The sequence below is a fragment of the Labrys monachus genome (assembly GCF_030814655.1).
Lineage (GTDB): Bacteria > Pseudomonadota > Alphaproteobacteria > Rhizobiales > Labraceae > Labrys > Labrys monacha.
In genome coordinates, this window is the sequence record NZ_JAUSVK010000001.1 from 2,661,248 (window position 1) to 2,675,707 (window position 14,460).

Annotated in this window: 13 protein-coding genes, 1 tRNA gene and 1 pseudogene; 5 read left to right on the plus strand and 10 right to left on the minus strand. The window is 57.5% G+C overall.

Annotated features, from left to right (window positions below; translation table 11 throughout):
- Positions 1-48: 48 nt before the first annotated feature.
- A complete protein-coding gene (locus J3R73_RS12010) occupies positions 49-246 on the minus strand; it encodes a hypothetical protein (protein WP_307426807.1) in 198 nt (65 codons plus the stop codon).
- A gap of 80 nt (positions 247-326) precedes the next feature.
- Between J3R73_RS12010 and J3R73_RS12015 the strand changes: the two genes are divergently transcribed.
- The 3 genes from J3R73_RS12015 to J3R73_RS12025 all read left to right on the plus strand — a co-directional run bounded on the left by J3R73_RS12015 (position 327) and on the right by J3R73_RS12025 (position 2,880).
- A tRNA-Thr gene (locus J3R73_RS12015) sits at positions 327-401 on the plus strand.
- A gap of 84 nt (positions 402-485) precedes the next feature.
- The gene (locus J3R73_RS12020) at positions 486-2,141 is read left to right on the plus strand and encodes a DUF6538 domain-containing protein (RefSeq protein WP_307426809.1); all 1,656 of its coding nucleotides are present in this window, start codon (positions 486-488) and stop codon (positions 2,139-2,141) included.
- Positions 2,142-2,355: 214 nt separating this feature from the next.
- The gene (locus J3R73_RS12025) at positions 2,356-2,880 is read left to right on the plus strand and encodes a hypothetical protein (RefSeq protein ID WP_307426812.1); all 525 of its coding nucleotides are present in this window, start codon (positions 2,356-2,358) and stop codon (positions 2,878-2,880) included.
- A 448-nt stretch (positions 2,881-3,328) separates the two neighbouring features.
- Here J3R73_RS12025 and J3R73_RS12030 read toward each other — a convergent pair whose 3' ends face one another.
- Together J3R73_RS12030 and J3R73_RS31605 are read right to left on the minus strand one after the other, a co-directional pair.
- On the minus strand, positions 3,329-4,231 hold the full coding sequence (locus tag J3R73_RS12030; protein ID WP_307426815.1) for a dienelactone hydrolase family protein: 903 nt from the start codon (positions 4,229-4,231) through the stop codon (positions 3,329-3,331).
- Positions 4,232-4,512: 281 nt separating this feature from the next.
- Positions 4,513-4,860: pseudogene (locus tag J3R73_RS31605) on the minus strand (virion core protein, T7 gp14 family); the annotation flags it as partial.
- A gap of 395 nt (positions 4,861-5,255) precedes the next feature.
- Between J3R73_RS31605 and J3R73_RS12035 the strand changes: the two are divergent.
- On the plus strand, positions 5,256-5,801 hold the full coding sequence (locus J3R73_RS12035; RefSeq protein WP_307426818.1) for a hypothetical protein: 546 nt from the start codon (positions 5,256-5,258) through the stop codon (positions 5,799-5,801).
- 66 nt (positions 5,802-5,867) lie between these two features.
- On the opposite strand, the gene J3R73_RS12040 is transcribed toward J3R73_RS12035, so the two are convergent.
- The 6 genes from J3R73_RS12040 to J3R73_RS12065 all read right to left on the minus strand — a co-directional run bounded on the left by J3R73_RS12040 (position 5,868) and on the right by J3R73_RS12065 (position 12,220).
- Positions 5,868-6,197 carry a P-loop NTPase family protein gene (locus tag J3R73_RS12040; protein ID WP_307426821.1) on the minus strand — a complete coding sequence of 110 codons (330 nt, stop codon included), beginning with the start codon at positions 6,195-6,197 and terminating at the stop codon, positions 5,868-5,870.
- 189 nt (positions 6,198-6,386) lie between these two features.
- Positions 6,387-7,484 carry a hypothetical protein gene (locus J3R73_RS12045; protein ID WP_307426824.1) on the minus strand — a complete coding sequence of 366 codons (1,098 nt, stop codon included), beginning with the start codon at positions 7,482-7,484 and terminating at the stop codon, positions 6,387-6,389.
- Positions 7,485-8,394: 910 nt separating this feature from the next.
- Complete coding sequence (locus J3R73_RS12050; protein WP_307426827.1) at positions 8,395-8,829, minus strand: hypothetical protein; 435 nt, start codon at positions 8,827-8,829, stop codon at positions 8,395-8,397.
- Positions 8,830-9,966: 1,137 nt separating this feature from the next.
- Positions 9,967-10,503, minus strand: coding sequence for a hypothetical protein (locus J3R73_RS12055; protein WP_307426830.1), 537 nt, complete (start codon positions 10,501-10,503; stop codon positions 9,967-9,969).
- A 392-nt stretch (positions 10,504-10,895) separates the two neighbouring features.
- Entirely contained in the window at positions 10,896-11,552 is a 657-nt protein-coding gene (locus J3R73_RS12060) for a hypothetical protein (RefSeq protein ID WP_307426833.1), read from the minus strand.
- Positions 11,549-12,220: a hypothetical protein gene (locus J3R73_RS12065; RefSeq protein WP_307426836.1), complete on the minus strand. Its 672-nt coding sequence runs from the start codon at positions 12,218-12,220 to the stop codon at positions 11,549-11,551. The genes J3R73_RS12060 and J3R73_RS12065 overlap by 4 nt, the downstream gene beginning before the upstream one ends.
- An 801-nt stretch (positions 12,221-13,021) precedes the next feature.
- On the opposite strand from J3R73_RS12065, the gene J3R73_RS12070 reads away from it, so the two are divergent.
- The gene (locus J3R73_RS12070) at positions 13,022-13,378 is read left to right on the plus strand and encodes a hypothetical protein (RefSeq protein WP_307426839.1); all 357 of its coding nucleotides are present in this window, start codon (positions 13,022-13,024) and stop codon (positions 13,376-13,378) included.
- 20 nt (positions 13,379-13,398) lie between these two features.
- Here J3R73_RS12070 and J3R73_RS12075 read toward each other — a convergent pair whose 3' ends face one another.
- Positions 13,399-14,049 (minus strand): recombinase family protein, encoded by a 651-nt coding sequence (locus J3R73_RS12075; protein ID WP_307426841.1) that lies wholly within the window; start codon positions 14,047-14,049, stop codon positions 13,399-13,401.
- Positions 14,050-14,460 lie beyond the last annotated feature (411 nt).

Consider the following 14,460-nt stretch of genomic DNA (forward strand, 5'->3'; position numbering starts at 1 on the left):
GAGTAAACGAACCGCAAAGGCCGGACAAGGGCGCAGCCGCGCCTGTGCTCAACCAGTTTCCTTCTGTGGCATTTCGGTATCGCCCGTCACCTCGGCTTCCGATTCGGCCGCCGCCGCCGCCGGTCCCGGTTCCACCGCCGCGGACGCGCGCCCGCGGGCCTGCGACTTGCGGCGGCCGAGATTGGCCCGCAGCGCCTTGGCGAGCCGCTCGGCCCGCATCTGCGCCTCTTTGCTGGGATGCGTCATGGCTGTTCTTGCAGGAGATCGCGCGATCCGGCTTGCACCGGCGCCTCCCTTGTGGCATCAGGACCCCGCGCAAGGCAAGCGCTGCAGTAGCTCAGTGGTAGAGCACTCCCTTGGTAAGGGAGAGGTCGAGAGTTCAATCCTCTCTTGCAGCACCATTTTTTTGCGAGCAATCTCAATAACATGCTGTACTTGCTAGGGTTTCTGGGCCGCTTTTGGTACAGTGAGCTGGTACAGTGCGCATGTCTCTTCCCCCTCCGAAACGTGATTCTCAAACAGGCCGTTGGAAGTTCCGCAAGGCGGTTCCGCTCGATCTACGAGAGCGAGTCGGCAAGCAGGAAATCATAAAATGGCTCGGGGCGGATGCTCCCAAAGCGCGTGAAGCCAACGGCGAACTGCATCTGTATTGGGACAAGCGCTTTGCCGCGCTACGCGGTGGGGCTGGAGATGACACCCTGTCTCCAAGGGACGCCGCCGTCCTATCCGGGGAATGGTACCGGTGGTTCGTCTCACAGAGGGAGCACGAGGGGGACACCTCCCCGGCTGGCTGGCTTCACACCTTGGACATGCTCGAGGACATACGGTCATCCGTGGTGTCTCGCGACGATGAAAGCGAAGTTGCGTACACGGAACAGGATGAATTCGCGCAACCCCAAAGAACTCCCTCTGCGGGCTTGCTAGAGCGTCGCGTCAATGCCTTCCTGGAAAGCCATGGACACGTCGAACGGTTCTTGGTGGAAACGGGCCGTGCCCTCTCAGACGAGTCGCTACGGGGCTTCCTGAGAACGATGCTCGGGGATTTCTACGCCGCCCATCGGATTCTCGCGAGGCGAGCCGGACGGGACTTCGGAAAAGACGAGCATGCCGAGAAGCTGCCGACACCTTCGTCAGCAACACCCACCTCGCCCCCGCGGCGTAAAGGCCTCGGTATTCTTGATGTTTGGGAGAAGTACGCATCGACCATTGCTCCTGCTGCTTCCACCGTTCGGCGTTGGGCACCAGCCATTAAGGCCTTCGACGCGTTCATTGAGGGTCGCGGAATGGAGACGGTCACGCCCGGCGATGCCACGTTGTTTGCAGACCACCGCGTCACTCAGGGCGTTTCAGCGACCTCCGTTCACAAAGTGGAATTGGCAGGCGTGAAGCGAATGTTCAGCTTCGCACATAAACGCGATTGGCTTGCGGTGAACCCGTTGGCTGGCCTGCGGAGTGAGCGCAGGAGCAATGAGGACGAACGGGAGCGCGAGGGCCGAGACTTCCACCCTCCCGAATATCGGGCAATTCTCCGCGCTTCCCGCAACATCTACGCGGCTCCAGGCAGATTTGAAGTCGTCCGCCAGAACGCCACGCGCTGGGTGCCTTGGATATGCGCCTATTCGGGAGCCCGCCCCGGCGAGGCCATCCAGTTGCGCAAGGAGGACTTCGGCATTGAAGACGGCATCCCGTTCTTCCATATTCGCGGTAGCGCGGGCACGGTGAAGACAGGCAAGGGACGTAAGACGCCTATCCATCGCCATCTCATCGCTCAGGGCCTGATAGACTTCGTCCACAGGGCCGCAGACGGCCACCTCTTTGTCTCGATCAAGGGGGAGGGCGAGAAGGCTGTAGCTCAGGCCATTGATACGGCACGCGGGCGCCTGGGCGAATGGGTGCGCAGCATTGGCGTGAACGACCCCGAGATATCTCCAAATCACGCATGGCGGCACACCTTCAAGACCATAGCTCACGACACGGGCATGTCTGAGAAAACGGCAGACGCTATCTGCGGGCATAGTCCGCCCACTCAAGGGCGCAAGTACGGCAAGGTCTCGCTGGCAGCCAAGGCTGCAGCGCTGGCAGCATTCCCCGAATTTGCTCTTGAGGAGGCCTCCGCAGCTCTCAGGGCAAAAGGCGGCTGATTGCGCGCCCTAGAACACTTGCGGGACAGCCGGGGAGGGCACCGTCAGCCGGGCGTGAGAGCGAGAGAGAAAGAGATGTAGACACGCGCCGTCTGCTCATCTCTGGCCGTCGCCATAGGTGCCCGGGCGGACACGTCCATAACTGAAGGGGTCTAGTAGACATCATGCCACAGCTCAGCGCATGATTGCCTAGGTCTGGACAAGGAAAACCAAATTGACGCCCGCAGACTACACCGCAATCGTGGTGGTTCCGACGGTTCGCGAATTTCTCTTGGCGCGGGTCAACGCACGGCTCGCTTACCTTAGTTGCGTCGCCTCGTACCACGTTATCGATTATTTGGCGGTTGCCGAGGGCCGCACCGGGCAGAACAAGACCTCTTCTATCATCGATAAGGTAATTAGCTATTGCGACCCCGCCCTCCGTCTCGTCCAAGGGCTCTGCAATGGTACAAAGCACGCTGAGGCTGGCAAGGGACCGCAACCGGGCAAAGAGCAATTGGTAGGTCCATTTGCCTTCGGTCAAGGCGGATTCGGCGTGGGACGATTCAGCGGGCCGCCCGGCCTCGTCATCCCGCATAATGGTACCGCACTCTACATTGACGAGGCGGTCCAAAGCCTCCTCCTTGCGCTCGCGTCGCTATACCCCATCCATCTAGCCGCAGGCGCCTTTGCTTTTTTCGACGAACACATGCGGAATGGCCATCAAGCAGCTTGGGCTGGATTCAATGCCGGCCCATAGCCACCGGATCCGCCACCCAGGCGAGGGGCGTGTCGCCGCCCGCAAGATGGGTCTTACATGGTCGCCTCCCCGGCTAGTCCGAGAGTCGAAGATAAATATCGAGAAACACAATGAAAGATATGGCACGGTATCTCGAACTCATTGTCGATCCAACGTTTGCCGAATTTGAAAAGAATCCCAATTCAGTTCGAAACGCCGCCCGCATTTGATCAAATAACTCAACAATGCATCGTGCGACACTGTGCACGGGCAAGTCGAAGGTCGCTCGTCAAGGCGGCTGTTGACCATAGAGGCTGGCCCTGGGTGCGTGGCACGGAAGAAGAAAGACTTGCAAGGTTACCCCTGCAAGGCCGATGAACGGGTGTGACGATTTTTGGAGGCCGGGCGCGGACTTCTCCGCTGAGCCTGCCCTTGCGACAGAGAAGATGTTTTGCCGGGTTCGGCGCACTCAATTCCAGAAGCCTATTTTCGTCAAGAACGCGTCGACACTGGCCTTCCATCCCAGGGCATACTGAATATAATTGTGGCCTTCCTTCCCATATGGCGGTACCTCCAAAAATTTTACGCTTCCGCCCGAAGTAACAAATGCGTCTCTTAGAGATTTTGCAACATCGATGTTTATAAAATGATCGTTTTCACTATAGATCCACAATTCGGGAACTTTGCTATTTTCTCCGTACTGCTTGAAGGCTGATACCAGTTCATCCTGACAATTGACATGGTCAGGTCGATCAGACCCATGGCCACCTGCAAAGCTGATTACACCAAGCACCTTTTCTTTTGTGGCGGCGGCGACGGATACCAACCCCCCGACGGAGTATCCCACCAAGACAATTCTCGAAGCATCTATCGTTGGATCCCCGCTAAGCGCGTGAATGGTGGCCGTGATGTTCTCGGCCCCCGCGAGCCCGACATCATAGAAGTCCGGGCGAGAACAATCCCTCTTATAGAATTCTACCGTCGGGCCATTATTTCCATAGCCGCGGCGGATGGGGACTGCTACGGCGGCGCCACTGTTGGCGAAGATGCGGGCAACATTTGCAAGCTCTCCCGGACCAAGCGTGCGGATAATTGACTTGTCGCGCGCCATGCCGTGGGACAGGATAACGAGAGGGAACGGCCCCTTCCCATCCGGTCGGTACAATGTGATTGGTATGCCGGTCCCATCGACGTCGGCCTGAAGAGTCGATACGGTTACGCCGCCAGCAAGCGCGGCACTCGTTCCTAGAATAAGAAAAGAGAGCAATATCAAAAGTTTGTACATGACAGGTTCTTTGCCGTATACGCATGTAGGCCTTGCCATCACGGTCATATGGATTTTGCCCTCTGTCAACTTATCGGCAGTGCTCACTTGACAATCCCCTTCGCTCACCTCGCCGGTTATCCGACCCGCATAACGGTCCTCAGCACGCGGAAGTCGCCCCAGATGGGCAAGTCGAGGTGCCCACTGCGGTGGTGGCTAAAAGACGTAGAGGCCGCCCGGTGTTAAACAGTACCGCCTTGCGGGCGGTTGGTGCGGCCTCTCGCCATCGTGGGTTAGCCTATCCGGTTAGCAGCCTTGGTCTTAATACCGAGATAGGTGGACCCTGCATTGAGCCCGGCCCGGCAATCTGCAATCCGAGGTTCATGAAGTTAGGCTTCTGCCCCCGCGGAACCGAATTGATTTGGCTCACGGCCTGATAGGCCTTGCCGCGCTTTTCGTCCTGTAGCTAGCTGGGCCGTAGACCAGTCGAGGTTCTCGTCAAGGCGGCCGTTGTAACGCCCTTCCTGGGCATACATGTCCCTCAAGAGGCCATCCACGGTCGTCCCGCCGATACCGTTCTGGTCGGCCGCTACGGTGGTCGAGGCGCGGGCCGCACGGGCTTCCAGGGCCGTGTCGAACCTGTCGGCCGCCGTGGCGTCCTGCTGCTGGGCTTGCTGCCTGCCGAGGGCGCGGACGTTGTCTTCGTAGGCGGCCGTGCCGTTGCGGGCTTTGCCTCGTTGCGCCTGTTCATGGCGTCAGCCTCCTGAGATTGACTCATAAAGCTCGCGCCGGTCTGCGCTGCGGCTACCGCGAAGGAGCCGATAGCGAGCGTGATGTGGTCACAGATAGTCATCTACCTTTTCAAATGTGATGGAAAGTTGGGGGGAGCAGTCCTCGGTTGCGGGCCTTCGTTTCGATGTCGAAGGCTAAGCAGCGCGTTCGCGCAGCCGCACCCGACCAGACCCTTCGCAGGGCCTCGGGTAAAAGCATGTGTCCTCTCGCTGGAGTGACTGGAATTGAAAAAGAAAAAACCCCGCCGAAGCGGGGCCGTTGTTTATTTTTTGCTATTAGCTATATTAGGTTTCGAACCGGCTTTTTGTTAACAACTACGTTCGGGCAATGGAGTCTTTAGATGTCGACGTGGAATGAATTTAAAGGCAAAATAATTGAAAGGAGAGATTCTTTTAGAACTGACCATCGCATAGCTCACGAATTCGCACTTCGTTTTATTGCACACTTTAGACACAAGATCGAAGCACAGCCATCTTATATGGCACGCATGTCTGGACAAATGGTACAGCTACCATATGTTTATGATTTAAAAATAAACGAAGGCGGAGTAGCCCAAGTAATTGAGGATTCGACGCATTCGATGGATTTTTTACACCTAAGTAGTGGCTGGTGGGATCTAGCGTTTGCTGTGAAAATAGGAGATTCATTTCCAGCTCAGTCTGGCGAGCTTGTTGTTGTTCGCTTTCAGTTTGTATTTGATGGAAACGAAGCCCTGATTGCGCTTCCTACTCCACTAAAATCTCCTAAGGTCGACATACTGGCTGAAGATACTTGGCACCTGCTTTCGGATGCTGTTATCACTGCAATTTATTCGCTCATTCAAAACCCGATTGCGGGCAGGCAAAAACCAAATCCTGGGATGGGTCTTGCAAGCTTTGCGTTTTAGAAAGGACAGTCGGCGGCGACCCGGGTTGGGGTTTTGGTCGTGTCGGTGAAGCCGTGGGCGCCAGCTTCATCGGGGGGCTTCGGTCTCGAAGAGCGTACCCGTGTCGCGGTCGTATCCGAGGTAGATCACCTCTCCGGTTGCCCGGCCCGTGTAGCGGTCCTTCAGCACTCGAAAGACGGTGATCGAGCGCCACCGCTCGTCTTCGTGCTGCTGGTCTCTTTCGAGGCCGAACATGTAGTGACACCAAAAGCCGATGGCTGCGGTGCGTGAAATTGCATACAGGAAGCAGGACAGAAACCTTGATGCCAGCGTGGACTCGGCAGCGCGGCTTGCGAGCGCCTCCGAAGAGCCAGGAAGCCCATGTCGCGTGTCTGTTTCCCTTGAGGCCAACACCATGCCTCTCCTAGAAAACGCCTCTGGCATCATGGACAAGCGTTGGGGTTACGAGAGGCTGGGATATTCGCAGCGCTGACACGCCTACCGGGGCGCTTCGGCGACCGTCCATGTGGCGTCAGCCATTGCAAGCCTGACCCTTGGTGGAGTGGCTGGTTCTTCGATGCAGATGCGAACGTCACCTTGTCGGCGTCAATGCTGGCGACTCTTGGGCTGGGCTTTAGACGCAGCCGCCCCACGCCGCGAAGCGTTACGGCCCGGAGGCAACGACCCTTTCCGCTGAAACCATAACTGAACGACCTTACCCTCGACATAAGGCCTTCCGATTTCGATGAGGGCGGCGACGGCGAGGGCGACCAGGGTGCCAATAACGATAAATATGATGTCACGCGTCTCGCTGGCCGTAACGGATTGCCAGATGAATTTCACTTTAGGGGCCGCGAGACCAGAACTATTCGACGTGTCCACTTTTGGAAGTGACACGACGCTGCCGAGCATCTCGGAACCTGTCACGAGATTGACGCTACGAACTTCATCGGCGTCCTCATCGTCGAAAGCCACCTGGGAGGCCCCGATGAGATTCGTTGACGCTGACAATGGTTGCGAAGGTTGGTCCGGGAAGCCAAGATTCGACAACACTCGCGATTCATCTTCTGGAGCCGTGGCTAATTCCTCCGAAACCTGAAGCGAGCGTGTAGAAAATGTATCGTGAACGGATACATTTGGGGTGTCGCAGTCCACAAAATTAGGGGCTGGTCCGGTGAACTTTATCTCGTACGAATACGACGATTGATCATCAAAAATATTGGACTCTGGAATCCCCGCGCTTAATCGCTCGCTAAGTGAAGGCGAAACTAGTGATCCCGCTTTGCCGCGGACAAATTTTTCGCTAGAGACGGATTTATAACATTCCGGGGTCGTCCCTGCCGCAAAAGGTCCAATTCGTATTCGGGTTATGCTTGAATCGATTTGACGAAAGATGATGCGCATTCCATTTTCCACCGCGCGCAAATCGATCTGCGGTCCCGAAGTCCCTGGAGGCGCCTCAAACATGAAATTTAGCCCCTTTTGAGCGGGGCTTCGCTCCACATGCGTCACAAGCGACGTCAGCCAAAGTGTTGCTGCGACGCAACTCGCACAAATGATCGCCCAAGCGATGGTATCGACACGAATTCCGCGTGGTGGTTCGGCGTTGGCAACCTCGCTGGTCGACTTACCTTTTGTGATACGCCGCAGCGCGGCCTTCTGAGCCACACGCGTTGCAATGCGTTCGCGGGGACCTAGCTTCATGCCCATTCTCCGGAAGCCCGCGCGCCATCTCTCCAGCGACGATAGTCGTCAACACCTTAGGATAGCAAGATGTTGTCAACGGCCTGTTGGGCTTTGGTGTTTACCGCGACGAACATGCCAGCGGATGGCGGGGTGATTGACGATGGAAAGCACCGGCCAAGCAGCCTGGACCGTTACGGGGCCTATTAATGGTGGTAGAGGGTGGGTAGGGGGCAGCCCGGAGGTGAAAGACCATGATCATCTTCCACCTCCAGTGTTCATCCCGAGAAGACTGACAGAGACCGGGAGCGGGAAAGAGGTTATTTCCTCAGCTACCGCCATCATCACGGCCTTTGCTTGGCCCGCTGCTGAGGCGGGACCCATCACAGCATCGTGGAGAGGTAAGGCCCATGCCATTCAGGATGGTGAGAACGGCCACCATGATCTGGCTTTCGGTGTGCATGAGTGCGAGTCCTGCAGCGTTCCCGACGCTACCGCGAAGGAGCCGATGGCAAGCATGATAGGGTCACACATAGTCAATTTCCTTTTCGATTTGGTAGGGAGTTGGGAGCAGTCCTCGGATGCGGCGCGTGTGCGCAGCCGCACCTGATCAGACCTTTGCAGGGCCTCGGGTAAAAGCAGGTGTCCTTCCGCCGGAGTAACTGGGGTGAAGCCAGAATGGCGTTGCCCTCAGAGGGAAAAAAGAAAAGGCCCCGCCAACGCTCCTGTGAAGACGGATTGAACGGGGCCGTTTGGGGTAGGTTATGGTGAGAGATGGAGGAGCGAAGGAGAATGCGCTGGGTCTGGCTACCTCGTTACATAAGTCAAACGCAAAAGTGACGCTTTTAATTGGGACTAATGCGAGCGGTGCAGCGAGGGCTAGCGTTTTGACGTATGCCCGCATCTTGCGTTTTGCCTCCCGAGAGCCCTATCACCCATGACGCCGAAGTGCCTGCGGCAGAGGTACCGGCGTCCAGCGACCGACGGCGCTTAGGGCGTAGTCATTTTTGCACCTCTTACTAATCTCGACATTTTCGTGATAAAAAAATGCCAGCTTCCACAAATTAAACCCGTCGCCCACGTGCTCGAAGCTTCCAATGTATCCGGCGTTTCCAGTATAATTTCCAAATTTGTCCAATGGTGTCATATTTCCGCAGACGATAATTCCGTCAGGGCCTCGCGCGGCTACCATATAATTGATCATCGCATTGTCGGGACGCCCCGTCTTTGATTCAATGGCCTGTTTTACCATCACAACTTGTGCCGAGGTTAACGCCACGTGCTCATAAGCCTCGGGATGAGGCCGCATTGAAGCGCAGCCCGACAGCGCAAACGCCGCCATCGTCAATATCGTTAACCCGCGCATGCTTGCCACTCTCCTGTTCTCACACGACGAAGGCGCGTCATGTTGGTGTGGTCAACTTTTATGCCCCGTCTTGTAAGACTATCCAGTGAAATTTCACGGGTCTTATTGGAGCGCGCCCCACCTGGCCGGATGACGTTGCGACACGTTCAAAAAGGGACGCTCGTCCGCCATGGCAGTCGTCTTGGTCGTATCGCTGAAGCCGTGCCCGCCAGCATCGTCGGGAGGCTGCGTCTCGTGGAGCGTGCCCGTGTCTTTGTCGTAGCCGAGGCAGACCGTCTCGCCGGTCGCCCGGCCCGTATAGCGGTCCTTCGGCACCCAAAGACGGTGATCGAACTCCAGCGCTCGTCTTCGTGCTGCCGGTCCCTTTCGAGGCCGAACATGTAGTGGCGTCGGAAGCCGATGGCTCGGCAGCCTTTGAAGTGACGGATCATCGCCCGTCCACCTTCCTGGTGAGGTTCCCTTCGGACGTGGCCGAATGGGTAACGAGGTGGGTGAGGACGCAAAATCATCGGGCAACACTGGCCGAGAGTTCCATCGTCCATTGCCCCTAGGGGTTGCCCCTAGCGAAGCAAATTGCTGCCGGCAGTCTTTGCGCGGGCTCTTATTGTTGATACACGTAGAGGCCGCGTTAAGCCAATCGGCTTCGATTCTCCAGCCAAGTTCGTCAAACTGGGCTAAATTACCAGAATACATGAATTCGTGGGAATCAATACGTAAAATTGAAATGGGTCTACTTGTGAAAATACAATTTCTGTTTGTTGTCGTAGCGCTTGCACTTGGTTCTTGTGCTCCTACCCGCCCGAACATTCATGTGGACTCCAATGGCAATCCTAGGCAGGAAGACGTCGCGGCTGCATGTAGCTCCCATTTCTCACGACAGTCACCGCAATGGGAGCGCTGCATGCAGCGCGTGAGTCAATCGGCAGCAAACATTGCCCGCTGCATCAAGACTGTCCCGCTGCCGGGGCTACAACGGTGCGTGATGCAGAAGTCGCACCCGGCGTTGGGGGCCAACTTTCAATAAGATTTGCAACACCTTCTGTGAGGTAAATGGGGGTCTCCGGCTACGAACCCGCCTGAAGCGTAATGTGGAGCGATAGAAGATGGCGAAGTCCGAAGCGACCAAGCGCCTTTGTTCTAAAAATTTGACATTGGCGTCCACCGCGCGACTTGCCGAACCTCTTTTATAGGATGCATGTCCCGTCCCGCGCGTAATGCCGACATCAGTTGAGCGTAGCGGTCTGGGTCCACCTCGCCGTTGTCAGACAGCGTAAGAATTGGCTGGTAGCTTTCATAATCTCCCGGGACGCCCCCTCTTCGATATGGAGCCGTCATTTTTACTTCAGCCTCGCCGTTGCCATCGGCCGCGTAAGCGATAATCGCGTCCCGCTTAATTCCCCCTATGGTAGCGTAACCGTCAAAGCCAAACATCGCGCGCAGACAAGTACCCCGCGTTGTCCCGAACCATTGCGAAGCCGCCTCCGCGCCCTGCTCAAAGGTCGGAGCCTGAAAAATTTGAATATCCTCAGTCCTGCCGATCCAACTTTTCCGCTGCGATACGCCGAAAGGTATGAGCGTTTCACCGTCGCGACCCGCCATCGCAGAATGAGCTAGCCACTTGCCGGCAAATCGCATTAACTCCATCCAAGGGTCGCCAAGTTTAAAAAGCGCCATTTGCTATCTCACCAGTCAGCGATGTCCCCTTGGGCCGCCGCATCGTAAAACTCCCGGTAAATATGCACCTCCACGTTGGAATTGTGCAACGCTCATTTCTCGCCATAGGGCCACGACTCCTGGTCTCCTCGCAGTTGAAGCACCGCCCGACTTCGCAAGCTTCCGTCCCCGACCAGGCGATAGAAACCTAGGTCCTTTTGTTTTGATGACCGCGTCTGGACCTATCACGGTCATGGTAATGGCATCGGAACGCTTGCGCGTCTGAGCGTTCCTCTCTCGTTTGATGACCATCTCGAAACGAGGCGCAATGCTTGGAAAGCGGTTGCGACACCAGCGGGAGGGGCGATAAGTCATTTTTCGACAGGTTATGGACTTGTGTAATAGACAAGCACTCAGAGTTGTCTCTCATATCGCGCTGGCGAGGGGGCGCCTTCCGCCCATGCGAAGTACGCTACCTTCCCGTTACCTTCCTTCAGCAGCGCCCTCTTCCGAGCCTTGGCTTCGGTCCTTTGCTTGTCCCGAAGGGTCGTATAGCGGAAGACCATGGGCTGAGAGACACCAATGACAAGACCCATTTCAGCCTGAGAAAGTTGAGGGAAATGGTCACAGAGCCAATAGACCATTTCGATGATGGGCATGGTTTCACGCTTTCGCGTCACCACGAAATCGTGAAGGGCGGCTTTCGCCGCTGAGACCACGGGAGATGAAGCCTTGGTCTCGACACTGTTGAGGGCGTCCGCCCACCGCTCCTCGATCCATTCCCGGCCCATCGGGCCTATCACGTCGAAGGGGTACGGTCTTGCCTTGGTCGGCGGGTGACGTTTGCCGAAGTCGCGTTCAAGGAACCAGGGCGCGAAGTGGTGTCGCTGGGTACCGCCACCGCCAGCCATGGTGACAACATCAAGTTCGCGGAGAACCTCGCGGGCCTTCCTCGGGCCAACGCCGTGGCGCTCTCCCAGTTCAGAGATGGTCATCCATTCCCCGGCGTCGACCAGGATCATTTCCCCGGTCTTCCGGTCAAAGACCTCTTGCGTATAGAGCATGCTCACTGCAGCCCCCGGAGTGCCGTTCGCACGTCCTCTTGAGCTTGCTGCGTGGCCTCGTTCTGGTCCCTCTCCAGCTTCGCCATCCAGACGCCGGCCGCCCCCAGCGCCGTGGCCAGCCATTGGGCGAGGCAGAGGACGATGCGGGGAGCGAGGTCTCGATAGACGCGCTTGGTCTTGCCCGTGGCATGGTTGTGGTAGCTGCCGACGTTGACTTCGGAGAGGAGACGGACACGGCGCACCATCTGGAACTGGAAAGCCCTGTCATCCTTGAAGCGGCGACCCTCATTGCCCTCCATGACGTACAGGGCGAGCACGGTACGGACGATGTCCCGTGGCTCGATGCCACTATCGGCCAGCTTCACCACGGCTCGAGCCGCTTCCCGCTGGTATCGATATTGCGGTGTGCCGCGCTCAGCGAGGGCCTTGGCGTCGGCGAGAAGGACACGCCAGCGTGCATCGAGGGCGGGCCATAGGGGGCTCTCGCGGTTCCGGGCGATGCGCTGGTCCACCAGCTTGAGATATGGCCGAAGCTCGGATGCGGTGACGCCCTTCTGCGTGGGCGCGCCGTGGCGACGATAGGCGGTGCTGTGGGCATTGCAGAAGCGGCCGTGACCGTGGGCGTCGAGGGTGCAGCCGGGGACGGCGCAGAGGCGATGCGATAATCTAGTCATGGTGAGATGCCCATGCCGAGGTACGCGGCACTTTCGTCATGAGTAAAGCCCATAGAAAGAATGGAGATGAGTTGTTCGGTAGCGATGGTCACGTTCGATATTCCTTGATGCTGATAAACGGCAGCACGGCACGCAGCGCGAGTAGCCGAGCGATGGTCGCGATTTGGATTTGTGATTGCAGTGTGGGGGCAATTCGACCGCGTGGAGACGAATGCCGGACGCGGGGACACGCAAACAGATGGGCGCCCAAAAATTAGGCAAACCCATTTATCGGGCATGACAACCGCGATGGCCTGCCCAGGGAGTGTGCGTATCCTAGAGTGAGGGGCAATTGCGCGCGCCGGGCTGCCGCCAGCACCAGGAGTCGGATGCAACCCTCGCAGGCGCGCTCAGCGAGGACCAAACGGGGACGCCGTCTCTCTCATGACCACGTTGGAATTATCGGCGCTGAGAACGCCGTCATTGGAAACCGATTAGAGCACGATAGCTCGTCGCTGAGTGCCCGCGTTGAGGCGCCCTTCGGCGATACCGTTCGTGATTTGCTCAACTTAAAATGGCGTAATGTTTGCCGCCCACCTCTCATCGCGCTGGGCCGCTGGGGGAACCTTGGCCATCCGTCGGGGGGACGCGTGATGGCTTGTTTGTTACGCCCGTCAGTAGTCAGTTTTTCGGAAATTGAGGCACGCCGACCTCGGTTCTCCGCTCCACAAGCGCTCTGTCGCCGTCTTAGTCTTGACGGCCAAAGTCAGTTGCTGAAACTACCGTCAAACAAATACGACTAGGGGTAGGAGCGCCGTGCGCATGACACTGAATTATGGAAAGTACAGATATGTCCTGGATACGGTCGAGTCTATCTGCAAATCTAGCGCTGTCGACGAGTGTATAATTGGAATTACGGCGCAATCTGATCAGCGCCGTCGTGCTTATCGCGATGCGAAGGTGCTCCAGTATCCCCACTTTGTAGTCCTCATTCAGGATCTAAAACGGGAAGATGCGCTCGGTATTGAAGAGTACCTGCAGGCGCAGATCAAGCAGCCAGCTGGGAAGGCGATATACAAGAAATATCATCCCGACAGGAGAGACGGCATGCATAGGCGAAGTGTCGGCGGCTCCGACAATTATACGGATGGGTACACCGTTTATCTTACATGGCGTTAGAAGGTCATGTCAGGGCTTCCTCACAGCCCCCAAGCGGCCAACGAATCTTCCGCCTTCGCGGGCTCCTCTCTCACCCTGATAACCGTCTGCCGCGTCAAACCGGCAGCCCTGGCAATCTCCGACGTGCCCGCTCCGCCTGCCAGCATATCCCGGACGGTCGTCAGTTGCTCCCGGCTGAAGCTCGGCTTGCGCCCAAGATATGCTCCCTTCTCACCTGCCTCCTGCTTGGCCCTGGCAGCTGCTATACCGGCCTTCTGGGCTTCCTTGGTAGCTTCCGCCTGGGCCTGCGAAAGGGCCGCCATGAAGCCGATGAGGGCATCCCTGACGGCTTGCTGCATGGGGTCTTTCGTAGCTCCGTCGAAGGTCAGTCCATTGATAACCGTCCGGATGACAACTCCCCGACGCATGAACTCTCGGATAGTGTCGCAGACATCCTGATAGTTGCGGCCGAGACGGTCTACCCAGCGCACCACTAGGGTGTCGCCCGCACGGAGGATGTCGAACAGCCTGCGGCCCTGAGGGCGCTCCATGAGCGTAGTGGCAATACCGGATACGCCATCATCCGAAACAACCTCATCGACCTTGAACCCTGCCTGTTCGGCTTGGGTGCGCTGGTGGGTGATGTTCTGTTCGGTGGTCGAGACGCGGGCGTAAAGGACGGTGCGAGACATGGTGACGAACATTCCAACTGATGTACGAAAGGGTACTGTCCGTAGAAATGCATGTCCGTAGATGGAAGTCAACCCTAGCGTACAACCCCTAACCCACACATCCGAGTGTCCGTTGCGGTATACCCCTGCGGACGAGCGTCTGGGTTGGGCTCCTCCCTTTCCCCGTGCTATGCTCCGTCAATACTACAGGCGGCTTGGGCGCCGACATTCACGGACGACAGCACAACGCCTAGCCACGCCAACGGCGCTGACACGGGCCAGCGGGCGCTCGCCTTCCTGGTGGTAGAGAAGGCAACCGACGAAGAGCGGCTTGCGCTTCAGGCGTGGGCCTCGCAATTGCTGGCGATACGAGACAGCGATAGGACGCGAGCAGGAAAGGCCAAGGCGGCGATAGCGCTCACCGCATCGGCC